Origin of the sequence: Nocardia sp. NPDC060259 (genome assembly GCF_042728775.1) — a bacterium.
Classification (GTDB): Bacteria; Actinomycetota; Actinomycetes; order Mycobacteriales; family Mycobacteriaceae; genus Nocardia.
Genome location: NZ_JBHXAY010000092.1, coordinates 1 through 26089, shown reverse-complemented (window position 1 = coordinate 26089; position 26089 = coordinate 1). Strand labels below are relative to the sequence as shown.

Here is a 26089-nt window from a genome sequence, read left to right as displayed (position 1 = left end):
GCCCTTGGGTTTTCCGGTGGTGCCGGAGGTGTAGAGGATGAACAGGGGGTGCTCGGCGGGGAAGGGCTGTGCTTCGTGCGAAGGCGAAGCGAGAGCGACGGTTTCGTCCCACCACAGATCACGAACCTCGGTCCACGGCACATCCAGACCCGTGCGCCGCACCACCAGCACATGCTCGACCGAGGTCGGATCGTCGCCCAGCGCCTCGTCGACCGCCGACTTCAACGGCGCGGGTTTCCCGCGCCGCCACTGCCCGTCGGTCGTGACGATCAACCGCGCCTGCGCGTCGTCGACCCGCTGGCGCAGCGCCGTCGGCGAGAAGCCGGCGAACACCACCGAATGGGTGAGACCCAAACGCGCACAGGCCAGCATGGTCACGATCGCCTCGGGCACCATCGGCATGTACACCGCGACCCGATCGCCCGCCACCAACCCGAGCGCGGTGAAAGCGTTGGCAGCTCGTGATACGTCGTCGAGCAGCTCCTGATAGGTGATGTCGCGGGAATCGCCCGGCTCACCCTCCCAATGGATCGCGACCTGGTCGCCGTGCCCGTCGATGACATGCCGGTCGACGCAGTTGTAGGCGACATTGAGCTCACCGTCGGCGAACCAGCGCGCGACCGGGGCTTCGCTCCAGTCCAGCACCTGGGTGAACGGCGTGTGCCAGTGCAGCCGGTTCGCCTGCTCGGCCCAGAAACCGTCGCGATCGGTCAGTGCCCGCTCGGCGAGCGTGGCGTCGGCATTGGCCTGCCCGACGAACTCCGCCGCGGGCGGATAGCTGGTCGCGTGGTCGGGTCGGGTGGGGTCGGTGACTGCACCGGTCACGAGAAATCTCCTTCTGACAACAGGGGTAAGGCCCGGGCCGGTGGGGTCACCACCGGCCCGGGCAGGACGGCCTCAGTGCGAGATCGCCTTCTCCGCACCGACACCGGTGAGCGCCCGTACTTCCATCTCGGCGGCCTTGGCCGTGTCGACCTGCTCGCCACGGCCACCGGCGAAGGTGCCGACGACGCCGAGCGCGAACGCCAGCGGGATGGACACGATGCCGGGGTTGGACAGCGGGAACCAGTGGAAATCGGTCCCGGTGATCATCGAGGTCTTGGTGCCCGACACCGCGGGGGAGAACACGATGAGCACGATGGTCGAGATCAGGCCGCCGTACATCGACCACAGCGCGCCGGTGGTGTTGAACCGCTTCCAGAACAGCGAGTACAGGATCGTCGGCAGGTTCGCCGCCGCCGCCACCGCGAACGCCAGCGCCACCAGGAACGCGATGTTCTGGCCGTTGGCCAGGATGCCGAGCCCGATCGCGAGCACACCGATCACCACGGCGGTGATCCGCGAGACCCGCACCTGCTTGCGCTCGTCGACATTGCCCTTCTTGAGCACGCTGGCGTAGATGTCGTGGGCGAACGAGGCCGACGCGGTGATCGTCAGACCGGCCACGACGGCGAGGATCGTCGCGAACGCGACCGCCGAGATCACGCCGAGCAGGATCACCCCGCCCAGTTCGAACGCCAGCAGCGGCGCCGCCGAGTTCTGCCCGCCTGCCGCGGCGAGGATCTTGTCCGGGCCGACGATGGCCGCCGCGCCGTAGCCGAGCACCAGGGTGAACAGATAGAACGCGCCGATCAGGCTGATCGCCCAGACCACCGAGCGCCGAGCCTCTTTCGCGGTGGGCACGGTGTAGAAGCGCATCAGTACGTGCGGCAGACCCGCGGTGCCGAGCACCAGCGCCAGGCCGAGCGACAGGAAGTTCAGCTTCGAGGTTTCGCTGCCGCCGTACTGGGCGCCCGGCGCGAGCACGTCACGCGCGGCGACGGCCTTGTTGGCGGACTCGCTCACCGATTCCTGTGCGGCGCCGAGGATGTCGGAGAAGTTGAAGCCGAACTTGGCCAGCACCAGCACCGTCATCAGCGCGGCGCCCGCGATCAGCAGCACCGCCTTGATGATCTGCACCCAGGTGGTGCCCTTCATGCCACCGACCAGCACGTAGACGATCATCAGCACGCCGACGATCGCGATCACGACCGATTGCCCTGCGCGCGAGGAGATGTCGAGCAGCAGCGCGACCAGACCACCAGCGCCCGCCATCTGCGCGAGCAGGTAGAACAGCGACACCGTCAGGGTGGTCAGCGCGGCCGCCGTGCGCACCGGGCCTTCCTTCAACCGGAAGCTGAGCACGTCGGCCATCGTGAACTTGCCGGTGTTGCGCAGCATCTCGGCCACCAGCAGCAGCGCGACCAGCCAGGCGACCAGGAACCCGATCGAGTACAGGAACCCGTCGTAGCCGTAGACGGCGATCGCGCCGGCGATACCGAGGAAGCTGGCCGCCGACAGGTAGTCGCCGGCGATGGCGATGCCGTTCTGCGGGCCCGAGAAGCCACGTCCGCCGGTGAAATAGTCGGCGGCACTGGCATTGTTGCGGCTGGCCCGGATCACCACGACCATGGTGACCGCGACGAACAGCGCGAAGATGGCGATATTGGCGAGGGGGTTACCCACCGTCGTATCCGCGGCGAGGATGTTCACGCCCGGCCCTCCTCGAGAGATTCGCGGATGGCCGCGGCGCGCGGGTCCAGCTCACGATTGGCGAAACGGACGTAGAGCCCGGTGATGAGGAACGTGGAGACGAACTGCCCGAGGCCGAGCAGCAGACCCACGTTGATGTTGCCGAAGACCTTGGTCGCCATGAAGTCGTGCGCGTACGCGCCGAGCAGCACATAGCTCAGGTACCACACCAGAAACAGCGCGGTCATCGGGAAGACGAAGCGGCGCAGGCGGTTGCGCAGATCCTGGAACTGCGGGCTCTCCTGCACGGCGAGCCATTCGTCGGCACTCGGCGTGCGCCGGTCGGGCGCTTCTTCGGTGTCGGTTTCGGTCATGCCTGTGGTCCTAGCGTGAGGGGGTCGTGCGTGGGATGACCGTAAGGGGCAGAGTATGTGCGCGGGACGGTGTGGCGTGGGTCACTCGGTGAAGGTGGTCGCTCGTGCGGTGAACGGTCGCTCTCGCGCGACGAACGGTCAGCGCAAGATCACCGGTGGGCGGCGGTTTCCGGGTCGCGGTCCGCGCTCATGCCGAGTCGTTCCGGCGCGTGCATGCGCAGGAAGATCCCCGCGATCGTCCGTGTGTCCTGACCCTTCGTCAGCAGGCTGACCAGGATCGTCATCGCGAACGCCAGCGGCACGCTGACCGCGCCCGGATAGTCGACGATCGCCGACGCCCAGCCGCCTGCCAGCTCGGGGGAGACTCCGCCCAGTACCGCGAGCACGGTCGCGCCGCCCGCGGTGATCCCGCCGGTGAGCAGCCCGCCGGCCGCGCCCGCCGCGGTCAGCCCGCGCCACCAGATGCCGAGCACCAGCAGCGGGCACAGGGTCGATGCGGCCACCGAGAACGCGAGCGCGACCGTGCGGGACAGGTCGAGCGAGGCGACGGTCAGCGCCAGTGTCAGCGGGACGAGCCCGGCGACGAGTGCGGCGGCGCGGAAGTCCCGGATCCGGCCGCGCAGCACGTCGGTGCTGAGCACGCCGGCGAGGCTGACCAGCAGGCCCGAGGAGGTGGACAGGAACGCCGCGATCGCACCCGCGGCGGCCAGAGCGGCGAGCAGTTGCCCACCGAGTCCACCGAGCACCGCGCCCGGCAGCAGGACCACCGCGGCGTCGGAGGCCCCGGTGATCAGCAATTGCGGGACGTACAGGCGGGCGAAGACGCCGAGCAGGATCGGGAACAGGTAGAACAGGCCGACCAGCCCGATCACGGTCAGCGCGGTCCGGCGGGCCGAGGGGCCGTCCCGGTTGGTGTAGAAGCGGACCAGCACATGCGGCAGACCCATGGTGCCGAGGAAGGTCGCCACGATCAGCGAGAACACCTGATACTGCGGATGTTCGCCACCGAATCCGCCGCCCGCGGCGACCCAGCTCGCGCCGTCGGCGGGCGCGCCGGCGACCACCGGGACCGCCGATCCCGGCTCGAGGACCAGTTCGGTGCCCGCCGCCAGGGTGTGGTTGCCGGGCGTGAGCAGGACCGGCCCGTCTTCGGTGCGCCCATCGAGGGTGCCGGTGACGGTCACCTGCTGTGAAACATCCAGGTGCACCACCACGTCGGTGGAGATGTCGACCGTGGTGCGCTGGTCGACCAGCGGCGGCGCCGGGGTGCCGACCGGCCGTTCGTCGGCGAGGAAATGCAGGCCGAGTACCAGCGCGGGCACCGCCACCGCGGTCAGCTTCAGCCAGTACTGGAACGCCTGCACCAACGTCACCGACCGCATGCCGCCGCCGATCACATTCGCCAGCACGATCGCCCCGACCGCGACCGCGCCCACCCAGTGCGGCGCCCCGAGCAGGATGTGCAGCGTCAGCCCGGCGCCCTGGAACTGGGGGATCAGATACACCGCGCACACCAGCACCACGAGCCCGGCGGCCATGCGCCGCAACCGGATCGAGCCGAGGCGGAATTCCGCGAAATCGGGGACGGTGTAGGCGCCCGATCGGCGCAGCGGCGCGGCAACGAACATCAACAGGCCCAAGTACCCCGCGGTGAAGCCCACCGGATACCACAGCGCATCGGCACCATATTTGGCGATGAGCCCTGCTACACCGAGAAAGGACGCAGCGGACAGGTATTCGCCCGAGATTGCCGCCGCATTCCACCGCGAGCCCACTGTCCGTGATGCGACCAGGAAGTCGGAAGTCGTGCGCGACAATCGAACTCCATAGAACCCGATACCGATTGTGGCCAGTGCCGCCAGCAGCAGCGCGGTCACCGTCAGCGCGGGGCTGCCGGAACTCATCGGGCCCATACCGGGGATGCGGTCGCCGAACTGGCCGCGCGGGCAGAGCTTGGAAGCATTGTGGCCGGTGCGGGGTTCGCCATCGGACAGTTGTCGCCGAGGGCGGATATCGGCTTCTTCGCCTTCGATCTCGTGCGGATGTTCGTCGCCAGTCTGTTCGATCGGCCGATCAGCCGAGGCGCGCCGGCCGCATTCGAGCGTGCGGGACATTGCGTCGCTGGGTGCGACACAGCCGACAGGGCAGCGGACAGCATGCGCCGATGCGAATGGGCGGCCATGTCAGTCGCCGGCCAGTTCCAGGAAGTCATCTTCGTTGCGCTGCGCCAAGCGCACGTACAGCCGCCCCACTGCGTACAGCGCGGGGAACGCGAGGACGCCGAGGATGAGCCACGGCAGGCGGACGCCTGCCATCGTCGCCTCGGCGATCGCATCGATGCCGAACAGCACCGGCAGCGCACCGAAACCGGCGACCACGACCAGGCCGAGGCGCAGCGCCAAACCCAACTGCGCGCGGATCAGCCCGCCGATGAGCGCGGCGCCGAGATCGGTCTGCTCGACCACCTCGGTGCGGGTGCGCACCTGCCGGGCACCGCGCCGCTGCGCCAGCACCACCCGTTCCCGTGGAGGCCGCTGCGGGCCGGTCACCTCTGCGACCAGTTCTGTCGCGGACCGTGCACCAGCCGCTGCTTGAGTTCGCGCACCTGACGCCGGCTCACCGGCAGCTCCACCGCACCGGCCGCGCCCTCGGCACGCAGGCACACCACCGTGCCGTTACCCGCCGTGCGCAGCCCGGTGACCAGCCTCAACGCGACCAGGTACGACCGGTGCACGCGCAGGAATCCGGCATCCTCCCACCGTGATTCGAGCGCGGAGAGCGGGATCCGCACCAGATGCGAGCCGGTGCCGGTATGCAGCCGTGCGTAATCCCCGTCGGCTTCGACCCAGGCGACATCGGCCCGGTTCACCAAGGTGGTCACCCCGCCGAGCTCCACCGGAATCACCTCGCTCGGATGCGCGGGCTCCAGCGGTGTCGCGGCCTGCACCGACACCCTGGCGCCGACGATCCGCCGCACCGCCTCGGCCAGCCGCGCCGCCCGCAACGGCTTCAGCAGGTAATCCACCGCCCCCAGATCGAACGCGGCCACCGCGTGATCGTCATGCGCCGTCACGAACACCACCGCGGGCGGCTCGGCGAACTCCGACAGAATCCCCGCCAGCTCCATCCCCGTGAGCCCCGGCATATCGATATCGAGAAACACCGCGTCGATCGGATGCGCCCGCAACAACCGCAACGCACTCGTCGACTCACCCGCCCGATGAATCTCCCCGACCCCGCTCTGGGTGCTCAGCAGATACACCAGCTCATCGAGCGCCGGCTTCTCGTCATCGACGGCGAGCACCCGCAGAGCGGTCGGTGTTTCATCGGTGTTCCAGGTCACAGCCTGTCCATGGTAACCGCCGCCCGCGATCGCCGAGGACGGTATCCTCCGTGTTCTCTCCGGCTCGAGCGTCGGCCGTTTCCGCTCCGGGGCAGCTCCCCAGTGGCACTTGATCATTCAGCGAGTCGCATCACTAGACTGCTACCGTTGCGCCGAGGGGGAACGTATGAACGACTTCACCGTGCAGTTATCCAGCCTCGACGGATTCGGATTGGATCTGCAGGACTTGGGATCGAACTTTTCGTCCAATGCTTCGCGCTTGCTGCCGGAAGTCTCGCTGCCCAGCGGAACGACCGGGTTGCTCGCATCGCTGACATCGTCGTTCGAGCGCTTTCAGGGAACGTTGACCACATCGCACCAGCAAGATCTGACCAACCTCTCTTCGTACAGCACCATCCTTTCCGCGGCTTCCCGTCAGTTCCAAGGAACCGACGACCGTTCCGCACAAGCGATCTCGACTTCCACAGCGAGCACGACGAATGATCTAGCTATCGGCGGGGCATCGGTCGGTGGCGGAGTCACCCGATTCACAGGTCTGCAGTTGCCGACGCTGTCAACGATCGAGGACGGCCAGTTCACTGTGCGCCAGGTTGTCGACTCGGCGATCGAGCTACTCACTCACTTCGACGATCCGCTGAGCCGGGCGATCGGGATCAAGCCGACAGCCGACTACCTCGTCCCGCTGGCCGCGGACTGGGAAACGCTGGATACCCTGGGCAGCCGGATTCGACAGCTCGGCATCAACGACTTTGTGGCATCGGAAAATCTGTCCAGCGGCGTCCGGTGGCTGCAAGGCAGCTGGTCCGGGAACACCTCGGCGTCCTTCGCGACGAGTACGAACGCCTTCGCGCAGGCCATCTCCACCCGCAGCACCGACCTGGACGTCGTGGCGAAGATCGTCACAAACGGTGGGACTTGCCTCGAACGTCTGGTCTACAACCAGGCGATGGGATGGAGCAGCGGGCTGTCCCAGTCGATGAGCTTCCTCGGTTTCACCCTCCCGCTCGGAGCGTGGGCGCAACTCATCGATCGACCGATGAACGATTCCTACAAATCGCAGATCGTTTCGGCAGTCGATGCGCTGAAAGCAGCATCTGACGCCCGGCGTGATGCGATCACGACCATGATCGGCAAGATCGCCCAGGCGCTCGACTACACGCCGGGACAAACAGCCCCGACCTTCTCCGCGACTGAATACGAGGTGCCCGACAAAGTGATTGTCGATTTCGGTGCGAGCCGTTACGGGTTCGGAAACAACGTGTGGTGGGAGAGCAGTATTGCGTCGCCCTCCTGATCCCGATCTGCCCGCGGACCGCGCGGTGTACGGCTCGAAAACCAGCGCCTACGATAAGACAGTCGCCGCTGCGGCCAGTGTAGACGCCGCTTCGGCGCAGGCGTATTTCGACCTCAGGGGATGGGATTTTTCCGAGGATCTCCTCGGCACCTACCTCGGAAACAACGAAGCCGGTTTCATCTACGAGATCAGCTCTGGCCACTACGAGCGGGTGATGGCCACGAGTGGCGCAAGAGAAGCTATTACGCAATGCCTTGAGGAAATCGAGAACCAGGCACGCCAGAACCCCCAGGTCGGTGTCACGCAGGAGTTGACCTCAGCATGGCTTGGTGTAAAGCCAGGAGACGATGACGACATCGACAACGCATTGGGCCATTACGACGTGGCGGTCAGCAGTGACACAACGATCTCCGAAGCGGACAGCGGCCTCCAGGCCGAGATCATCTACAAGAGCTATGTTTACGAGTTCTACAACTTCGACAAAGACTCGGAGACCAGCCCAGGAGGCATCGTCAACAACGAGATGCGCCACCTCGAAGAAGCTGGTTGGGCGCGGAGTTTCCGCGTCCACGGCGAGGCCACCCTACAGTTCAGGCGGGTCGAGAAGCTGTGAGGAACTTCAGCGGAAAATTTGTCGTCCCGTATGTCGCCACGTGCATAATTGTTGTCGGGATCGGAGGGTGTTCCGCCGACCCGGCGGACGGACTGAGTCACCTGTCGACGTGTGCAAACATATTCTTCCCGGAGAATGTGGAAGTCGTGTGGTACGAGCATGACACCCGTTTCAGAGAGTCGACCTCAGTAGCCGTGGTCGACATTCCCATCGGATCAGTCAGCGAATTCAAACAACGATCCGGATTTGCGGAGTTCGCTCCAGGGGTTCCCGCGTCGTGGAAGTCCTACTGGGACGCGACCGGGATGGGCGATCTGCTGACGACTGACGCCGGAAACGAACACTCCGTCGAGGGCTACCGGGATCCGAGACGATACGTCGTCATCCACGACGACGGCGACGAAAAAAGACGGATCTTCGTTCATACAGACTGCTGATTCGTGGTTAGCGGGGGATGACGGCAGCGAGACCCTGATGGCGGAGGCAGATCAGGCGCGGATTCCAGCGCGGAATTTCGGGACTCGCATGCTGACTTTCGTTCCCGCGCCGGGGGCGGTGTCCACGACCAGGCCGTAGTCGTTGCCGAAGGCGGCGCGGAGGCGGTCGTCGACGTTGGCGAGGCCGACGTGGGCGGCTTCGCCGGTGCGGGCGGGGCCGGTGTCGGTGTCGACGGCGTCGAGGGCGCCGGAGCGCAGGAGTTCGGGGTCCATGCCGATGCCGTCGTCCTCGACGCTGATCAGGCAGTCGGTGCCCTCGTCGCTGGCCACGATGCTCAACTGCCCGCCGCGGGCGCCGCCGCCGAGGCCGTGCCGGACCGCGTTCTCGACCAGTGGTTGCAGGGCGAGAAACGGCAGCACGACACCGAGCACCTCCGGCGCGATCTGCAACCGCACGTCGAGTGCGTCGCCGAAGCGAGCCTGTTCCAGGGCGAGGTAGCGCTCGATATTGCGGAGTTCGTCGGCGAGGACGGTGAATTCGCCTGCGGCACGGAAGGAGTAGCGGGTGAAGTCGGCGAATTCGAGAATCAGCTCGCGGGCGCGGTCGGGGTCGGTGCGGACGAATGAGGCGATCGTGTTGAGCGCGTTGTAGATGAAATGCGGGCTGATCTGGGCTCGCAGCGCCCGCAGTTCGGCGCGGTCGACCCGAGCGCGAGAGGCGTCCAGCTCGGCCAGTTCCAGTTGTCCGCAGGCGTACCGGGCGACCTCACCCGCTGCCCCGAGCATGCCGGGCCCCGGCTTCTCGGTGGTCACCATCCCTAGGGCCCCCAGCGCCGCCCCCGTGTCGATCAGCAGCGGCTGCGCGATGAGCGAATGCTCGTCCCCGGTGATCAACACCGCCCGCTCGTCGGCGATCGCCCGCCGCGCCGCAGCGGTGAACGCGTCGACCATCCCCGTATGCGGCCCGTCCCACGCCAGCAGCGTCGCCTCGGCGTCCACCACCCCCAGCGCCTCGGCCCCGGCCAGTGCCCGCAGATGCGGTGCCGCCTCCTGCGCCGAGTCCGCCGTCAACCCCCGCCGCAACGGCACCGCGGCCAGCGACGCGGTATGCAACGCCTGATGAACCGCCCGCTGAGCGGGTGTGGTCACCACCCGCTGGGTCCTGCGCCACACCAGCCACGCGGTGATCAGGACGATCACCACACACGCCAGCACCACCGCCGTGGTCGTCACCGTGCGCTCCCATCTGCCCGCGTCACCAACCGGCCACCGTGAATCCGCGGTGGCCGGCGGGCACGACCAAGCATCGACTCGGCGGGAAACCCCTCGCCACCCGGTGCGGACATCCGCCGATTATGGCCGTAAGCCGACGCGGTGCGCCGGTGATCACCGACAGGCGGCCGCGCGCGGGGCACAACGGCGAGAAACTAGCGGGAAACAGACGTTGCCCAGGACTCGCCGGTGACCTTCGCCACGACACGCCGGACCAGGCCGAGGCGGGGACCAGGCGCCCGTGTGGCACGGGAAAAGTTGTCGGACCCACGTGCCTAGAATGCTGGGGCCAACCCCCGTCGACACCCTGGGAGGAAGGACCGTCTTGGCCTCGTCCGGATCGTTCGTTCACCTGCACAACCACACCGAGTACTCGATGCTCGATGGTGCGGCGAAGATTTCGCCGCTGTTCGCGGAGGCGGAACGGCTGGGCATGACCGCCGTCGGCATGACCGACCACGGCAACATGTACGGCGCCTCGGAGTTCTACAACTCGGCCAAGAAGGCGGGTATCAAGCCGATCATCGGCATCGAGGCCTACATCGCGCCGGGTTCGCGGTTCGACACCAAGCGGGTGCAGTGGGGTGATCCGGGGCAGAAGAGTGACGACGTCTCGGGTTCGGGTGCCTATACCCACATGACGATGGTCGCGGAGAACGCGACCGGCCTGCGCAACCTGTTCAAGCTGTCGAGCCTGGCCTCGATCGAGGGCCAGCTGGGCAAGTGGGCGCGCATGGACGAGGAGATCATCGCCCAGTACGCGGAGGGCATCATCGCCACGACGGGCTGCCCGTCGGGCGAGGTGCAGACCCGGCTGCGCCTCGGTCATGAACGCGAGGCGCTCGAGGCCGCCGCGAAGTGGCAGGAGATCTTCGGCAAGGACAACTTCTTCCTCGAGGTGATGGACCACGGCCTGTCGATCGAGCGCCGGGTCCGCGAGGGCCTGATCAATGTCAGCAAGCAGCTCGACATCCCGCCGATCGCCACCAACGACTGCCATTACGTCACCAAGGACCAGTCGACCAATCACGAAGCGCTGCTGTGCATCCAGACCGGCAAGACGCTCTCGGACCCGACCCGCTTCAAGTTCGACGGTGACGGCTACTACCTGAAGTCGGCCGCGGAGATGCGCGCCATCTGGGACGCGGAAGTCCCCGGCGCCTGCGACAACACCGAGCGCATTGGCGAACGCGTGCAGTCCTACGACGACGTGTGGGCCCACCGCGACCGGATGCCGATCTTCCCGGTGCCCGAGGGCCACACCCAGGCCACCTGGCTGCGCAAGGAAGTTCTCGACGGCCTGGATCGCCGGTTCCCCGACGGCCCGCCGCAGGACTACCTCGCGCGTGCCGACTACGAGCTCGGCGTCATCTGCGAAATGGGTTTTCCCGCCTACTTTCTCGTCGTCGGTGACCTGATCCGCCATGCACTCGACGTCGGCATCCGCGTCGGCCCCGGCCGTGGTTCGGCCGCCGGTTCGCTGGTCGCCTACGCGATGGGCATCACCAATATCGATCCGATCCCGCACGGTCTGCTGTTCGAGCGGTTCCTCAACCCCGAGCGCGTGTCGATGCCCGATATCGATATCGACTTCGACGATCGCCGCCGCGGTGAGATGGTCCGCTACGCCACCGACAAATGGGGCAGCGACCGCGTCGCCCAGGTGATCACCTTCGGCACCATCAAGACCAAGGCCGCGATCAAGGACTCCGCGCGAGTCCTGTTCGGCCAGCCCGGTTTCGCCATCGCCGACCAGATCACCAAGGCGCTGCCGCCGCCGATCATGGCCAAGGACATCTCGGTCTCCGGCATCACCGACCCGGAGCACGAGCGGTACAAGGAAGCCGCCGAGGTCCGCGAGCTCATCGGCTCCAATCCCGATGTCGCCAAGATCTACGAGACCGCCCGCGGCCTGGAAGGCCTGATCCGCAACGCAGGCGTGCACGCCTGCGCGGTCATCATGTCCTCGGAGCCGCTGACCGACGCCATCCCGGTGTGGAAGCGCGCGCAGGACGGCGCGATCATCACCGGCTGGGACTACCCGTCGTGTGAGGCCATCGGCCTGCTGAAGATGGACTTCCTCGGTCTGCGCAACCTCACCGTCATCGGTGACGCCCTGGAGAACATCAAGGCCAACCGCGGCATCGATCTCGACATGGATCACCTGCCGCTCAACGACCCGGCCACCTACGAACTGCTCGCCCGCGGCGACACGCTCGGTGTGTTCCAGCTCGACGGCAGTGCCATGCGCGATCTGCTGCGCCGCATGCAGCCCACCGGCTTCGAGGACATCGTGGCCGTGCTGGCGCTGTATCGCCCCGGCCCGATGGGCATGAACGCCCACAACGACTACGCCGATCGCAAGAACAACCGGCAAGAAGTCAAACCGATCCACCCCGAGCTCGAAGAGCCGCTGAAAGAGATCCTCGCCGACACCTTCGGCCTGATCGTCTATCAGGAACAGATCATGCAGATCGCGCAGAAGGTCGCCGGGTACTCCCTCGGCCAGGCCGATATCCTGCGCCGCGCCATGGGTAAGAAGAAGCTCTCGGTGCTGGAGGAGGCCTACGCGGGCTTCCGCGAGGGCATGCTCGGCAACGACTTCTCCGAGCCCGCGATCAAAGCGCTGTGGGACACCATCCTTCCGTTCGCCGGTTACGCGTTCAACAAGTCGCACGCCGCAGGCTACGGCCTGGTCTCCTTCTGGACCGCGTATCTGAAGGCGAACTACCCCGCCGAGTACATGGCCGGTCTGCTCACCTCCGTCGGCGACGACAAGGACAAGGCCGCCATCTACCTGTCGGATTGCCGCAAGATGGGCATCACGGTGCTGCCGCCGGATGTCAACGAGTCCGAACAGAACTTCGCCTCGGTCGGCAAGGACATCCGCTTCGGTCTCGGCGCGGTCCGCAATGTCGGCGCCAACGTGGTGTCCTCGATCATCGCCGCCCGCAAGGAGAAGTCGAAGTTCACCGACTTCTCCGATTACCTGAACAAGATCGACGCGATCGCCTGCTCCAAGAAGGTCACCGAATCGCTCATCAAGGCAGGCGGTTTCGACTCCCTCGGGCATCCGCGCAAGGGCCTGCTGCTGATCCATTCCGATGCGATCGACGCGGTGATGTCGACGAAGAAGGCCGAGGCGATCGGCCAGTTCGACCTGTTCGGCGGCTTGGACGACGGCGACGACTCGATGGCCTCGGTGTTCAACGTGAAGGTCCCCGAGGACGAATGGGAGACCAAGCACAAGCTCGCGCTGGAGCGGGAGATGCTGGGCCTGTATGTGTCCGGGCATCCGCTCAACGGCGTCGAGCACGTGCTCGCCGCCCAGGTCGACACCCCCATCCCGGCGATCCTGGAAGGCGACGTCAAGGACGGCGCGCAGGTGACCATCGGCGGCATCCTCGCCTCGGTGAACCGGCGTATCAACAAGAACGGCCTGGCCTGGGCTTCCGCGCAGCTCGAGGACCTCACCGGTGGTGTGGAGGTGCTGTTCTTCCCGCAGTCGTACTCGGTGTACGGCATGGACGTGGTCGAGGACGCGGTGGTGCTGGTCAAGGCCCGCGTCTCCGTCCGCGACGACCGGATCTCGCTGATCGCCAACGACCTTGTGGTGCCTGATCTGTCGGCCATCGGTGTCGCCAAACCGGTCGCGGTGGTCATGACGACGCGCATGTGCACGCCCGACAAGATCGGTGAACTCAAGAAGGTCCTGTCGCGCCACCCCGGCACCTCGGATGTGCACGTCCGCCACGTCGGCGCGCGCGAGAAGACGACCCTGCTGAAGCTCGACGACAGCTGGCGGGTCTCCCCGTCCTCGGCGTTGATGGGTGATCTGAAGGCACTGCTCGGTCCCGGCTGCCTGGGCTGACCCTCGGTCATCGCACTGGATCCGCCGGGACAGAGCCGATCATGGGTTGCCCCGGCGGGTGCTGATAGAAACACCGCGAACGACGGGCTAGCGTCGAGAGACGTGACGACAGCGACTCGACTCGACTCACCACCGCGGCCCGCGATGCCGTCACGGCCGCGCGTGCCGCCGCGCGCTGTGCTGCTTGTCGCGGCCGGATTGATCGCGTTCCAGCTGGTGCTGCGTACCTGGGTCGCCGCGTCGGGGTTCTTCTACTGGGACGATTTCATCCTGATCGGCGAGGTGGGCAAGCATCCGCTGTGGTCGGCCGAGCTGCTGTTCACCAGTCACGACGGGCATGTGATGCCGCTGGCGTTCGTGCTGACCTGGGCGGTGACCGCGGTGGCGCCGCTGCACTGGGGTGCGGCGGCGGGCGTGCTGGTCGTGTTGCAATTGCTGGCCTCGCTGGCGGTGCTGCGGCTGGTCGTGGTGCTGCTCGGGACCGGTGCGCGGATGCTGGTGCCGCTGGGCTTCTACCTGTTCGTGCCGTTGACGGTGCCCGCGTTCGCCTGGTGGTCGGCGGCGGTAAACGCGCTGCCGTTGCAGATCGCGCTCGCCTGGGTGAGCGCGGACGCGGTGCTGCTCGTGCGGACCGGGCGCAGGCGATACGCGGTCTCGGGTGCGGCGGTGTTCGCGGTGGCGCTGCTGTGCTTCGAGAAGGCGGTCGTCGTGCTGCCGGTCGCGTTCGTCGTGGTGGCGCTGCTGGCGTACGTGTCGGGGAACTCGGTGCGCGCGGCCGCCCGGCGCGGTGCCGCGTTGTGGGCGGCGGCCGGCGCGGTACTGCTTGCTTGGTCGGCGTTCTTCCTGCTCGTCATCCAGCGCCCACGCGGACTCTCCCGGCCCGAACAACCCACCGCCCTGCTGCGGCAAGCGCTCTCGGACGGCTTGGTCCCCGCCCTGTTCGGCGGACCGTGGCGCTGGGAACGCTGGCAACCGGCCACCCCGTGGGCGGACCCGCCGGGTATCGCGGTCGCCCTGTGCTGGACGGTGCTGATCCTGTTCGCGGCGTGGACGATCCGCACGCGCCGCCGGGTCGGCGTGGTCTGGGCGTGCATGGCCGCCTACACAGTGCTGACCGTCGCGCCCGTGGTGGTGCTGCGCGACGGGCCGGGCACCGCGGCGCTACTGCTGCAGTCCATCCGCTACTTCGCGGATTTCGCCGTCATCGCCTGTCTGGGTCTCGCGCTGATCATGATTGCCCCGCGCTACGTACCTCGCGATACAAGAACTGCTGCCGCATCGGCCGATTTGTCGGCCGCGTCGACGCCTTCCCGAAGTCACATCGTCGCTGCTGGCATGGGCAACACGGGCAGAGCTGCCGACGTGAGCAACGCCGGCGATATGGGCGGTGTTGGCGACCTTCGCGTCGACGCCGACGCTCGTGGATACCGGGATGTTCGCCGCAGCGCCGAGCTCGCGGAGCGGGCACTTCCGGTGCGACGTATCGCGGGCGTGGCGGTGGCCGTGATCTTCGTGGCGAGCAGTGTGCTGTCGACTGTCACCTTCACCCGATCGTGGGAACCGAGTCCCGCCCGCACGTACGTCACCGGCGTGCGTGCCGCGCTACCGCGCGTGGATGCACCGTTGCTGCCGCAAGAGGTCCCGTGGAAGGTGCTGAATCCCTTGGCCTTTCCGCAGAACATGACTGACCAAGTTTTCGCTTCGCTCGCCGGGCCAGGTACTTTCGCCCGGTCGACGCCGCACCTGCGGATGTTCACCGACGACGGAGACCTTGTCGACGCTCAGGTCTGGTGGAATCGCTCGATCGTGCCTGCCCCCGAACCCGGCTGCGGCTACCGGGTGGCCGGGGGAGCGGCGGTGCGGCTGCCGCTGGACGGTCCGATGCAGATCCGTGAATGGACCGCCCAGCTCAACTACCTCGCCGATCAGGACGGCTCGATCGCCGTGTCGTTCGAGGGCGGCGCCGAAACCGTCGCCGAGGTGCGGGCCGGGTTGCATCCCGTCTATCTCCGCATGCTCGGCGGCGGCTCGGCACTGCGCGTGCGCGCACTCACCCCCGGCGCCGAACTGTGCTTCGGCGCCGGGCCCGTCGGTGTGGTGGCGCACGATTGACATCGGTCAGCCACGGCAGCCCGGCCGCGTGCGCGGATCAGGCCTCGGTGACCGCGGCGGCGATATCCCGCAACTGCGTCGCCAGCGGTTCGGCCGCCACCGCCGCCGCGCGCTCCAGCGTCGCGGTATCGGCCACGGTCCGCGCGGCGTGCAGCAGCGCGTCGGCATCCAGACCACGGAGGCAGGCCGTCAGCTGCTCGTCGGTGGCGATCTCGATGATCGAGCCGAGCGTGAGCCAATCCTCGCGGGCGGCGAGTTCACGACTCACGGCCAGCGACATGTCCACCGGCAGACCTGCGATCAATTCCGCCGACCGCTGCAGGTCGAGGAAGGCGGCTGCCCTGGCGAGGAACTCGGGGCGCAGCCGTCGCGCCACCGAGATCGCGCGCGGGATGTCGAGCACGCTGGCCAGGTGGGCGGTCATCAGCACGCTGTCGTTGTGGGTGGCGACCTTGGCGGCGACGGGGGCGGGCAGCACCCGGACCGCGGCGAGGATCATGCCGAGACCGTCGGCGGTGGCGTCGAAGAAATAGCCGGTCACCAGCCTGCGGAAGGTGTCGATATCGGCGGCGGGGCGGTCGGCGAGGAAGCTCAGGCGCTCGTCGGGGACCTCGAGCGCGGCGGCGAGGCGGGAGATGGCGACGGCGGACGTGGTCACAGTCCCACCACCTTGCGCACCGCGCCGCGCAGGAAGACGGGCAGGTTGTCGAGGGCGCCGAAGGCATCGGCGGTGAGCGCGTCGATCCGGTGCTGCAGCCCTGCCTCGACCAGTCCGGTCAGGTCGGCGAGCTGCTCGGGGGTCAGCTCGGCGAAGCTCGGTGGCAGCGGGGAATTCAGCAGTCGACTGAGGTCGACGGCGGGGGAGTCGGTCATCGCGCCCTCCTGGATGGCAGTAGGATCTCGAAAACGCTTCGGCCCCAAGGTAATCGAGCCGTCGAACATTCGCCGAGCCGGATCGGACAGCCCGTCGAGCCCGGAATCGGCTCGGCGGCGCGAGCACACTGGTCATCCTGCCTGATCACCGCGCGCATGCGATGCTGGGGCCATGAGGCAGTTTCGGGTGTGGGCGCCGGGGGCGGGGGCGGTGCGGCTGCAACTGGACGGAGTGACGCACCCGATGCGCCGCAACGGCGGCGGCTGGTGGTCGGTCAAGGCAGACGCAGGTCAGGGCGCCAGATACGGCTTCACGATCGACGGCGATCCGACGGCCCTGCCCGACCCGCGCTCGCCGCGTCAGCCCGACGGTGTGCACGAACTCTCCGCCGTCCATGACCTCGATCCCGGCGTCTGGACCGATCAGGGCTGGACCGGCAGGCAGCTCGCCGGCTCGGTGTTCTACGAGCTACACATCGGCACCTTCACCGCCGACGGCACCTTCGACGCCGCGATCGAGCGACTCGACCACCTCGTCGCCCTCGGCGTCACCACCGTCGAACTGATGCCGGTCAACGCCTTCGACGGCACCCACAACTGGGGCTACGACGGCGTGCTCTGGTACGCGGTGCAGGAGAGCTACGGCGGGCCCGACGGCCTGCAACGCTTCGTCGACGCCTGCCACGCCCGCGGCCTCGCGGTCTGCCTGGACGTCGTCTACAACCACCTCGGCCCCTCCGGCAACTACCTGCCGCGTTTCGGTCCCTATCTCACCGGGGGCCGCAACACCTGGGGGCAGAGCGTCAACCTGGACGGTCCCGGCTCGGACGCGGTCCGCCGCCACATCATCGACAACGCCCTGCGCTGGCTGCGCGACTTCCACATCGACGCCTTGCGCATCGACGCCGTCCACGCCCTCGTCGATCGCACCGCCACCCACCTGCTCGAAGAGCTCGTCGTCGAAACCACCGCCCTGTCAGCACATCTGGGCCGCCCACTCAGCCTGATCGCCGAGAGCGACCTCAACGACCCCCGCCTGATCACGCCCCGCGCGGCGGGCGGCTACGGCCTGGCGGGTCAGTGGAACGACGACCTGCATCACGCGGTCCATACCGCCGTCTCCGGCGAACGACAGGGCTACTACGCCGATTTCGGCTCGCTGGCCTGCCTCGCGCAGACCCTCACCCACGGGTTCTTCCACGCCGCAACGTATTCCAGCTTCCGCGGCCGCACCCACGGCACGCCACTGCGCCGCGACCTGATTCCCGGCAGTGCCCTGCTCGGCTACACCTGCACCCACGACCAGATCGGCAACCGAGCCGTCGGCGACCGGCCGAGCGACTACCTCACCCCCGGCCAGCTCGCGGTGAAAGCGGCGCTGGTGCTGCTCTCGGCGAGCACCCCGATGCTGTTCATGGGGGAGGAGTGGGGCGCGCGCACGCCGTTCCAGTTCTTCACCTCGCACACCGATCCGGTCGTCGCCGCCGCCACAGCGGCCGGGCGCAGGGCCGAGTTCGCCGAGCACGGCTGGGCCACCGGCGACGTGCCCGACCCGCAGGACCCGGACACCTTCACCCGCTCCAAGCTCGACTGGACCGAACCGGCCCGCGAACCCCACGCCCGGCTGCTCGCCTGCTATCGCGCCCTGCTCACACTGCGCAGATCCAGGGCGGAATTCACCGACCCCTGGCTGGAACGGGTCTGGGCCGACTACGACGAGGCGCAGCGCTGGTTCGTGCTGCGGCGCGGCCGGATCTCGGTGGTGTGCAACCTGGCCGAGGACGAGGCGGTGATCCCGGTGCACGGCCGGGTCCTGCTCGCCTGGGCGCCCGCCACCGAATCCGGTGCGGGGACACTCATTTCGGGCCACAGTTTCGCCGTGCTCGAAGAAGGTGACGGCGCGGGCACGGTGGTCACCGAGTGATACGTCCAGGGCACGGCTAGGGCACGGTCGGTGTCCGGCCGTTGCCTAGGCGAACTGACGACCGTACGGTAATACGATGAGCAACGACGCTTACGGGCAGGACAGTGCTGCCCTTCCGGCCGGTGTCGGCGGTTTCGCCCCGGCCGGATTCGGTCCGCTGGTGCGCGCCTTCGCCACCTTGATCGGCCATCGCCGCGGTGCGGGCGGCGCCCTCGCGATCTATCGGCACGGGGAACCACTGGCCCATCTGTGGACCGGCAGCGCCGGGGACCGGCCGTGGACGGCCGACACCGCGCCCATCGTGTTCTCCGCGACCAAGGGCGTCACCGCGACCGTCATCCACCGGCTCGCCGACCGCGCCCTGATCGACTACCAGGCGCCGGTCGCCGAATACTGGCCGCGGTTCGCCGCCAACGGCAAGGGCGCGATCACCGTCGCCGACGTGCTCACCCACCGATCCGGGCTGTCCTCGCTGCCCGCGGTCGCCGCCACCGCCGCCGAATCCCTCGATCACGAGCTGATGGAGGACCGGCTCGCGCTGGCCGCGCCCGACCGGCTGCTCGGCGTCCCGACCTACCACGCGCTGACCTACGGCTGGCTGCTCGCGGGCCTGGCCAGGGCCGTCACCGGTCAGGGCATGAGCGACCTCATCCGCACCGAGGTGACCGATCCGCTCGGCATCGACGGCATCCATCTCGGCCGTCCGGCCGCCGGCTCGTCGACCGAGTACGCGCGACTGGCCGGGGCGCACCTGAAACTGGCGGGCCACCCGATCGCCGCCGGGTTCCTCGACCGCGTCGGCATGCGCGTCCCCGGCCCACTCGGCGCCGCGGCGCGGTGCTTGTTCGTCGTCGGTCTCGACAGCATTCTCGACGGTGACGAGCCGACGATCCTCGACACCGAGATGCCCGCGGGCAACGGCGTCTGCACCGCGGCGGGCCTGGCCACGATGTACGCGGCGCTGGCCGACGGCCGCACCGTCGACGGCCGCCCGTTCCTGCAGCCGAGCACGCACGCGGCGATCCGCCGCGTGCAGACCTACCAGCTCGACCACGCTCTGTTCTATCTGCCGATGATGTGGCATCTCGGCTACCACTCCTTGCCGATGCCCGGCGCACGGAACGGCTTCGGCCACATCGGGCTCGGCGGTTCCTTCGGCTGGGTCGACCCGCGCTCGGGGCTGTCGATCGCCTTCGTGCACAACCGGCTCGACCAGGCACTGCTGCCCTATGACCAGCTGGCCCTCGGCTGGCTGCTGCCGCTGGCCGTCGCGGGGGCGAACGCCACCCGCAGCCGCGGGCCGAAGATCGACCGCGCGGCCGCGTAACCGCTCAGGTGAGGTAGCGATAGGCGGGAGAACCCGGTTCAAGGCGCTCGGCCTGGATCGGGGACTCCTCGATGCGATGCAGCAGTGACGCCAGATCGTCGGTAGTGCCGAGTTCGATGCCGACCAGCGCCGCCCCGGTCTCCCGGTTGTTGCGCTTGACGTACTCGAACATGGTGATGTCGTCGTCGGGGCCGAGGACATCGTTGAGGAAGCGGCGCAGCGCACCGGGTTCCTGCGGGAAGTCGACGAGGAAGTAGTGCTTGAGTCCGCGGTGCACCAGCGAGCGTTCGATGATCTCGCCGTAGCGCGAGACGTCGTTGTTGCCGCCGGAGACCAGGACGACCACCGTGGTCCCTGGTTCGATGTCGACCTCCGCGAGCGCCGCCGTGGCCAGCGCGCCCGCGGGCTCGGCGATGATGCCCTCGTTCTGATACAGGCCGAGCATCGCGGTGCAGATGGCGCCTTCGTCGACGTGCATCATCCGGAAAGACGCTGTACCGGTGGGGGAATCGGTGGTGGTGAGCAGCGGGAGCGAGGCGTGCGAGACCACCTGTCCGCCGAACGCGGCGGCCGTCTGGTAGGGCAGGTCGCCGATGCGGCGCACGGCGGCGCCGTCGACGAACGGGTCGATCTCGGGCAGCGTCACCGGGCCGTGCGCCACCAGCGCCGCGGTCATCGAGGCCGCGCCCGTTGGTTCGACACCGAGCAGGCCGGTCTGGGGCGCGCGTTCCCGCAGGTAGGTGCCGATGCCGGCGAGGCAGCCGCCACCACCGACCGGGACGATGACCAGATCGGGTGCGGTGCCGAGCTGCTCGAGGAACTCGGCGGCGATGGTGCCCTGGCCCGCGGCGGTGCGCGGGTCGTCGAACGGCGGGACCATGGTCGCGCCGGTCCGGGCGACATCGGCAGCGGCGGCCGCGGCGGCCGCGTCGTAGGTCTCGCCGACGGCGATGAGCTCGACGAACTCGCCGCCGTGCACGCGGATGCGGTCGCGCTTCTGCTTCGGGGTGGTGGTCGGCACGTAGATCCGCCCGCGTACGCCCATCGCCTGGCAGGCGAAGGCAACGCCCTGCGCGTGGTTGCCCGCGCTGGCCGCGACGACACCCGCCGCGCGCTCGGCGGCGGTGAGCTGGACCATGAGGTTGTAGGCGCCGCGCAGCTTGTACGAGCGCACCGCGGTGAGGTCTTCGCGCTTGAGGTACACCTGCGCACCGGTGCTCGCCGACAGCCGCGCGGAGTACTGCAGCGGAGTCGGCTCGATGATGTCGGAAATTCGCTTGGCGGCGGCGTCGATCTCATCCGCGGTCAGCGGCGGACGGGTTACGGACACTTCGGCAACGTCAGCGATGGGGGACACCCGGTAAATGCTACCGAGCCGGGGACGGCGCCCCGAGAGCGCGCCTCCCGTGGCCTGCACCGAACCCGCCGGACGACGGGTTCGGTGGGCGCGGACGCTAGCGCGGGGAGAGGACGAAGACCGGAATCTGGCGATCGGTCTTCTTCTGGTACTCGGCGTAGTCCGGCCACACCTCGACCGCACGCTCCCACCACAGCGCCTTCTCCTCGCCGAAGACCTCGCGAGCGGTGTAATCCTTCGTGACCGTTCCGTCGCGCAGTTCGACGTGCGGTTCGGCCGTGATGTTGAAGTACCAGACCGGGTGCTTCGGCGCGCCGCCGAGCGAGGCGACGACGGCGTACTCACCGTCGTGCTCGACGCGCATCAGTGGCGTCTTACGCAGCTTGCCGGTCTTGGCGCCCTTGGTGGTGAGCAGGACGACGGGCTTGCCCTGGAGCGACGTGCCGGTGGCTCCGCCGGAGTTCTCGTAGGTCTCGGCCTGCTTACGGGCCCAGTCCGAAGTGCTCGGTGCGTACTCTCCTGTCAGTGGCATGACCTGCACAACGATTCCTCGTCGTGTGATGTTCCCGACAGGCCCGTCCAGGAAAGTTCGGTAGCCCGAACTTCGGTGTCCGTCTATCCTGTGTACATGGCAGTGGTCACCCCATCGGCAGCATCCGCGACGGTCGACATCGCGGGCAGTGCCTGGCCGGTCTACAAGCTCGAGGCGCTGGTCGCCGGGCTCGTCGTCGGTGCCCTGCTGCTGCTGATCCTCGGTTCGGCGCAGTCCGCCGTGCTGGCCGCGGCCGCCGTCGCCGCTCTGCGCTGGTCGGTCGGCGCCGTCCGCGCGCACTCACTGCGCTAGGTCGAAACCGCTCGAAGGTCGCGAGCTCACTCGGCGAGGTCGAGGCGGCTCAGTTCCCCGCGCGAGAGCACACCCAATTTCGGATACGCCTTGTACAGGTGATGCCCGACCGTGCGGTGACTCAGGACCAAGCGCGCGGCGATCTCTCGATTCGACAGTCCCTGCGCGGCCAGGCGCACGATCTGCGTTTCCTGCGGGGTGAGCACGCTGAGCGGGCCCGCGCTCGTTTTCGCGCCGACCCCCACCCCGAGCGCGGCCAGTTCGGTGCGGGTTCGCTCGGCCCACGGCGTGGCATCGAGCCGGTCGAACAGGTCCAGGGCCTGTTCGAGCTGGCCGCGCGCGTCGACCTTGCGCTTTTCCCTGCGCAGCCACTCGCCGTACAGCAGTCGGGTGCGGGCCTCGTCGAACGGACGGTTGCCCGCGAGTGCGGCCAGGAAGTGCGGTTCGGCTTCCGGTCCGTCGGCCAGTAGCGCGCTGCCCCTTGCCGCCAGTGCCGCGATCCAGTCCTGTCCCGCCCGTGCCGACCACGCGGTGAGCCGCGCCAGCGCTTCGGTCGCCTGGTCGGTGGCGCCTAGCCGGGTCGCGACCTCGATCTGATCCACGAGCGTGCGCAGCCCGCTGACGTGATGTCGGGCCGGTTCGACGGTCATGTGCTCGAGCTCGGTCCTGGCCTGTTCGAGCCTGCCCCGGCCGAGCTCGAACAGCGCCAGCGCCGCGTGCGCCCAGGGTGCTCCGACCGACTGCGCGCCACCGAACTCCTCGGCGACAGCGTGCCAGGCGTGGACGCGGCAGGAATGCTCGTCACCGCGCACTGCGGCCAGATAGGCCAGGAACGCGGTGATCTGACTGATCCACTGCGGCTGACCGATGTCCTCGGCGATCCGCAGTCCCTCCTCTGCCGCGACCCTGCTCTCGCTTGGCCGTCCACCGAACAGCGCGGCCTCGGAACGGAAGAACAGCAGCGGCGCGAGCAGCGCGATCCGCCCCTGCTCACGGCTCTCGCCGATGAGCTCGTCGGCCAGGTCACCGACCTGGTCGTCCTGTCCGACGACGAGTCCGCTGCCGCACAGCTGCACGAGGTCGGCGGGACTGTCGGCGCCGTTCGCGCGGGCGACGGCCGCCGCGGCGCGCAGGTCGACCGTGCGATGACCGGACACCGATCCGGTGAGGTACCGTGCGATCGGGGTGATCGGATCGTCTTCGTCGAGCCGCAGCGTGGTCAGCAGCGCGGCGACCTCGTCGAGTTCGGCGGGCCCCAGATACCAGGCCGTGTGCACCGCCCGGGTGACGATGCGCGCCGCGCCCCGCGGATCTGTCTCGCGTGCCGCGATCGCCGCCGCGATGAACCGTCGATGCGCGGAACCAGGCTTGCCCGCGGCGAATTCGGCCTGCGCGCGAACCAGTTCGAGGCGCAGGTCGTAGTCGCCCTCGGCGGGCCGCGCCGCCCGGTCGGCCAGCCGCGCGGACTCCTCGGTCAGCGTGGCGTCGGTTCGCCCGGCCTTGGTTCGCGCGGCGTCGGTTCGCGCGGCTTGGTGGGTCAGCGCGGCCTTGTCGGTCGGCACCGACTGGTCGGTTCGCGCCGCCTGTTCGGTCAAGGCGGCCGCGGTGGTCAGGGCTCGCTTGCGCAGTCGGGCTTCGGCGTCGACGTGCAGTGCCGTGGCACGGCCGGCGAGGTGGGCGGCCTGGTCGGTGAGCCCGGCCTCGGTGGCGGTTTCGGCGGCGAGGACCAGCCTGCGCAGCCGCGCGCCGGTGTCGACGCTGAGCGCCGCGGCCCGGTCGTAGGCGGCGACCGCGCCGTGGAATCCGTTGCGGTGCCTGGCCCGGCTGGCGGTGTGCTCCAGCGCGGTCGCCGCCTGCTCGTCGGGACCTGTTGCGGCACAGGCGAGATGCCACGCGCGCAGGTCGGCCACGTCATCGTCGGTGAGGGCGTCGGCGAGTGCGCGATGGGCAGCGAGACGGTCGGACAGCGCCGAACCCTGGTAGACCGCGGCGCGCGAGAGCGGGTGTCGCCAGGTCAGTACCTGTCCGTCGGTGCTGATCAGACCCTCGTCCTCGGCCGATTGCAGATCAGGCAGCGCCGCACCGAGAGTCGCCGCGGCGCGCAGCACCGGAGCGAGGTCCTCGGCGCCCGCGGCCGCGGCGACCAGGAGGACCGTTCTGGTGGCGACAGGGAGCCGGGCGACCCGGCCGTGGAACGCCAGCTGCAGCCGCTGCGTCAGCGGCAGCGGGTTGAGGTCGTCGGAGCCCGCTTCGCAGACCGCCGACGGAAGTTCCAGCAGCGCAAGTGGATTGCCCCCGGATTCGGCGAGCAGTCGATAGCGCATCGCCGGGATGAGCGGGGTAGGCCCCGTGTCGAGCAGCGCCGCCGCCGCGTCGGCGCGCAGCCCGGACAGCGCCAGTTCGGGCAGGCCGGGCGCGGGAAAGTCGTCGGGGCCGGAGCGGGTGGCGAACAGCATCACCACGCCCTCGGCGTCGAGCCTGCGCGCCGCGAACAACAGCGTCTCCGCCGTCGCCCGGTCCAGCCAGTGCGCGTCGTCGATCAGGCACAGCAGCGGGCCCTCGGACGCTTCCTCGGCCAGCAGCGTCAGCAGTGCGAGACCGATCAGCATCCGGTCGGCGGGTGCACTGTCGCCGAGACCGAACGCGGCCTCCATGGCGTCGCGCTGCCGCGGCGGCAACTGCCGCACCAGCTCCATCCCGGGCCGCACCAGCAGATGCAGTGCGGCGAAGGGCAATTCGGCCTCCGACTCGATCCCCGCGCTGCGTACCGTCGGAATGCCCTGCGCCGCTGCGTAATTCAGCAGCGCTGACTTGCCGATCCCGGCCTCGCCGCGCAGCACCAGGGCCCCGCTGCGCCCGGCCCGCGCCCCGGTCAGCAGGTCGTCGATCGTGGCCTGTTCGGCTTCGCGTCCGTGCAGCATGCGCACCACGGTATCGCCGTACCGGTACCGGCGGTGCGTACCCCGCGAGAAGTACCTATAGGCGACTGATTCGACGGACCCCCGGTGCGCCATAACGTAGGTGTCATCGCAGGAACAACCAGCGAAACACCAGCTCACAGCATATTTCGGAGGTCGAGATGAACACCGTCGTCGCGCAGTACCTGGAGGCATGGAACACCCGCGAGCCCAGCGCCCGCCGCTCCGCTGTCGCCCGCCTGTTCACCCCGGAGGCTCGCTATGTCGACCCCCTGGTCGCGGTCACCGGCCACGCCGAACTCGAGGCGGCCATCGCCGGTGTGCAGACCCAGTTCCCCGACTGGACCTTCCGCCTGGCCGGACCGGTCGACGCCCACCACGACCAGGTGCGCTTCACCTGGGGCCTCGGCCCCGCCGACGGCGACCCCGTGGTGATCGGCTTCGACGTCGCCGTGCTCGCCGACGGCCGTATCGACAGCGTCTACGGCTTCCTCGACCAGGTCCCCGCCTCCGCCTGATCCACCCTTCCCGAACCAGGAGATCCGCCATGACCACCGCCACCGCCCCGTCCCGCCTGTCCGCCCTCCTCGCTCCGGGCGAGCCGCTGCTGCGGCTGTCGCTGCGCCTCGACGCCGTCGTCACCACCGTCAACGGCCTCGCCTACCTCGCGCTGGCACAGCCGCTGGAACGACTGCTCGGCCTCGACTCCCGGGCGGGCCTCGCCATCGGCGCCTTCCTCACCGCCTACGGCCTCGCGGTCGCCGTGGTCGGCCGGAAGTCGCCCGTGCGTCGGTCCGGCGCGGCGGCGGTCGCGATCGGCAACGCGACCTGGGTCGTCGCGAGTCTGCTCGCCCTGGTCACCGGCGCCCTCGGGCTGACCGTGGCCGGTGCGGTCTGGGCGGTGATGCAGGCGGTCACGGTCGGCGCCTTCGCCGCACTGCAGTACCGGGGCCTGCGCGGCACCGGCCACTGACCATCTGCGAATAATACCGGAAACGCGGTGGATAGTCATTGTGTTC

General features: G+C 68.7%; 22 protein-coding genes. 10 read left to right on the top strand and 12 right to left on the bottom strand.

Annotation, left to right across the window (positions count from 1 at the left end):
• The 6 genes from ACFWF2_RS26425 to ACFWF2_RS26400 all read right to left on the bottom strand — a co-directional run.
• On the bottom strand, positions 1 to 825 hold an 825-nt coding region (locus ACFWF2_RS26425), incomplete at its 3' end, for an AMP-binding protein (protein WP_379310144.1).
• A 72-nt stretch (positions 826 to 897) separates the two neighbouring features.
• Entirely contained in the window at positions 898 to 2532 is a 1635-nt protein-coding gene (locus ACFWF2_RS26420; RefSeq protein WP_379310143.1) for a cation acetate symporter, read from the bottom strand.
• Complete coding sequence (locus ACFWF2_RS26415; RefSeq protein ID WP_379310142.1) at positions 2529 to 2885, bottom strand: DUF485 domain-containing protein; 357 nt, start codon at positions 2883 to 2885, stop codon at positions 2529 to 2531. The genes ACFWF2_RS26420 and ACFWF2_RS26415 overlap by 4 nt, the downstream gene beginning before the upstream one ends.
• Before the next feature lie 149 nt (positions 2886 to 3034).
• Complete coding sequence (locus ACFWF2_RS26410; RefSeq protein WP_379310141.1) at positions 3035 to 4789, bottom strand: cation acetate symporter; 1755 nt, start codon at positions 4787 to 4789, stop codon at positions 3035 to 3037.
• Between the two features lie 279 nt (positions 4790 to 5068).
• The gene (locus ACFWF2_RS26405) at positions 5069 to 5434 is read right to left on the bottom strand and encodes a hypothetical protein (protein ID WP_379310140.1); all 366 of its coding nucleotides are present in this window, start codon (positions 5432 to 5434) and stop codon (positions 5069 to 5071) included.
• Complete coding sequence (locus tag ACFWF2_RS26400; RefSeq protein WP_379310139.1) at positions 5431 to 6228, bottom strand: LytR/AlgR family response regulator transcription factor; 798 nt, start codon at positions 6226 to 6228, stop codon at positions 5431 to 5433. The genes ACFWF2_RS26405 and ACFWF2_RS26400 overlap by 4 nt, the downstream gene beginning before the upstream one ends.
• Positions 6229 to 6394: 166 nt before the next feature.
• Here ACFWF2_RS26400 and ACFWF2_RS26395 point away from each other — a divergent pair, with 166 nt between their 5' ends.
• From ACFWF2_RS26395 to ACFWF2_RS26385, 3 genes are read left to right on the top strand one after another with little or no spacing between them, the layout of a single operon-like run.
• On the top strand, positions 6395 to 7522 hold the full coding sequence (locus tag ACFWF2_RS26395; RefSeq protein ID WP_379310138.1) for a hypothetical protein: 1128 nt from the start codon (positions 6395 to 6397) through the stop codon (positions 7520 to 7522).
• A gap of 25 nt (positions 7523 to 7547) precedes the next feature.
• Positions 7548 to 8135, top strand: a complete 588-nt coding sequence (locus ACFWF2_RS26390; protein WP_379310137.1) for a hypothetical protein — start codon at positions 7548 to 7550, stop codon at positions 8133 to 8135.
• On the top strand, positions 8132 to 8572 hold the full coding sequence (locus ACFWF2_RS26385) for a hypothetical protein (protein WP_379310136.1): 441 nt from the start codon (positions 8132 to 8134) through the stop codon (positions 8570 to 8572). Before ACFWF2_RS26390 ends, ACFWF2_RS26385 begins: the two co-directional genes overlap by 4 nt.
• 51 nt (positions 8573 to 8623) lie before the next feature.
• On the opposite strand, the gene ACFWF2_RS26380 is transcribed toward ACFWF2_RS26385, so the two are convergent.
• On the bottom strand, positions 8624 to 9805 hold the full coding sequence (locus tag ACFWF2_RS26380) for a sensor histidine kinase (protein ID WP_379310135.1): 1182 nt from the start codon (positions 9803 to 9805) through the stop codon (positions 8624 to 8626).
• A 364-nt stretch (positions 9806 to 10169) separates the two neighbouring features.
• On the opposite strand from ACFWF2_RS26380, the gene dnaE reads away from it, so the two are divergent.
• A complete protein-coding gene (gene dnaE / locus ACFWF2_RS26375) occupies positions 10170 to 13715 on the top strand; it encodes a DNA polymerase III subunit alpha (RefSeq protein ID WP_379310134.1) in 3546 nt (1181 codons plus the stop codon).
• Positions 13716 to 13817: 102 nt separating this feature from the next.
• Positions 13818 to 15827 carry a hypothetical protein gene (locus tag ACFWF2_RS26370; protein ID WP_379310133.1) on the top strand — a complete coding sequence of 670 codons (2010 nt, stop codon included), beginning with the start codon at positions 13818 to 13820 and terminating at the stop codon, positions 15825 to 15827.
• A gap of 37 nt (positions 15828 to 15864) precedes the next feature.
• On the opposite strand, the gene ACFWF2_RS26365 is transcribed toward ACFWF2_RS26370, so the two are convergent.
• Entirely contained in the window at positions 15865 to 16485 is a 621-nt protein-coding gene (locus ACFWF2_RS26365; protein WP_379310132.1) for a hypothetical protein, read from the bottom strand.
• Positions 16482 to 16700, bottom strand: coding sequence for a hypothetical protein (locus ACFWF2_RS26360; protein ID WP_379310131.1), 219 nt, complete (start codon positions 16698 to 16700; stop codon positions 16482 to 16484). Before ACFWF2_RS26360 ends, ACFWF2_RS26365 begins: the two co-directional genes overlap by 4 nt.
• Before the next feature lie 172 nt (positions 16701 to 16872).
• Here ACFWF2_RS26360 and treZ point away from each other — a divergent pair, with 172 nt between their 5' ends.
• Both treZ and ACFWF2_RS26350 read left to right on the top strand, forming a co-directional pair.
• Positions 16873 to 18624 (top strand): malto-oligosyltrehalose trehalohydrolase, encoded by a 1752-nt coding sequence (gene treZ / locus ACFWF2_RS26355; protein ID WP_379310130.1) that lies wholly within the window; start codon positions 16873 to 16875, stop codon positions 18622 to 18624.
• 76 nt (positions 18625 to 18700) lie between these two features.
• The gene (locus tag ACFWF2_RS26350) at positions 18701 to 19951 is read left to right on the top strand and encodes a serine hydrolase domain-containing protein (protein ID WP_379310129.1); all 1251 of its coding nucleotides are present in this window, start codon (positions 18701 to 18703) and stop codon (positions 19949 to 19951) included.
• A gap of 4 nt (positions 19952 to 19955) precedes the next feature.
• Here the strand turns inward: ACFWF2_RS26350 and ilvA are convergent, their stop codons facing one another.
• Together ilvA and ACFWF2_RS26340 are read right to left on the bottom strand one after the other, a co-directional pair.
• Entirely contained in the window at positions 19956 to 21308 is a 1353-nt protein-coding gene (gene ilvA, locus ACFWF2_RS26345) for a threonine ammonia-lyase IlvA (protein WP_379310128.1), read from the bottom strand.
• Between the two features lie 97 nt (positions 21309 to 21405).
• A complete protein-coding gene (locus tag ACFWF2_RS26340) occupies positions 21406 to 21840 on the bottom strand; it encodes a nitroreductase family deazaflavin-dependent oxidoreductase (protein ID WP_379310127.1) in 435 nt (144 codons plus the stop codon).
• Between the two features lie 96 nt (positions 21841 to 21936).
• On the opposite strand from ACFWF2_RS26340, the gene ACFWF2_RS26335 reads away from it, so the two are divergent.
• Entirely contained in the window at positions 21937 to 22152 is a 216-nt protein-coding gene (locus ACFWF2_RS26335; RefSeq protein WP_378853724.1) for a hypothetical protein, read from the top strand.
• A gap of 26 nt (positions 22153 to 22178) precedes the next feature.
• Here ACFWF2_RS26335 and ACFWF2_RS26330 read toward each other — a convergent pair whose 3' ends face one another.
• Positions 22179 to 25073 (bottom strand): AAA family ATPase, encoded by a 2895-nt coding sequence (locus tag ACFWF2_RS26330; RefSeq protein WP_379310126.1) that lies wholly within the window; start codon positions 25071 to 25073, stop codon positions 22179 to 22181.
• Between the two features lie 158 nt (positions 25074 to 25231).
• Between ACFWF2_RS26330 and ACFWF2_RS26325 the strand changes: the two genes are divergently transcribed.
• Complete coding sequence (locus ACFWF2_RS26325) at positions 25232 to 25588, top strand: nuclear transport factor 2 family protein (RefSeq protein WP_379310125.1); 357 nt, start codon at positions 25232 to 25234, stop codon at positions 25586 to 25588.
• A 29-nt stretch (positions 25589 to 25617) separates the two neighbouring features.
• On the top strand, positions 25618 to 26043 hold the full coding sequence (locus tag ACFWF2_RS26320; protein ID WP_379310124.1) for a hypothetical protein: 426 nt from the start codon (positions 25618 to 25620) through the stop codon (positions 26041 to 26043).
• Positions 26044 to 26089 lie beyond the last annotated feature (46 nt).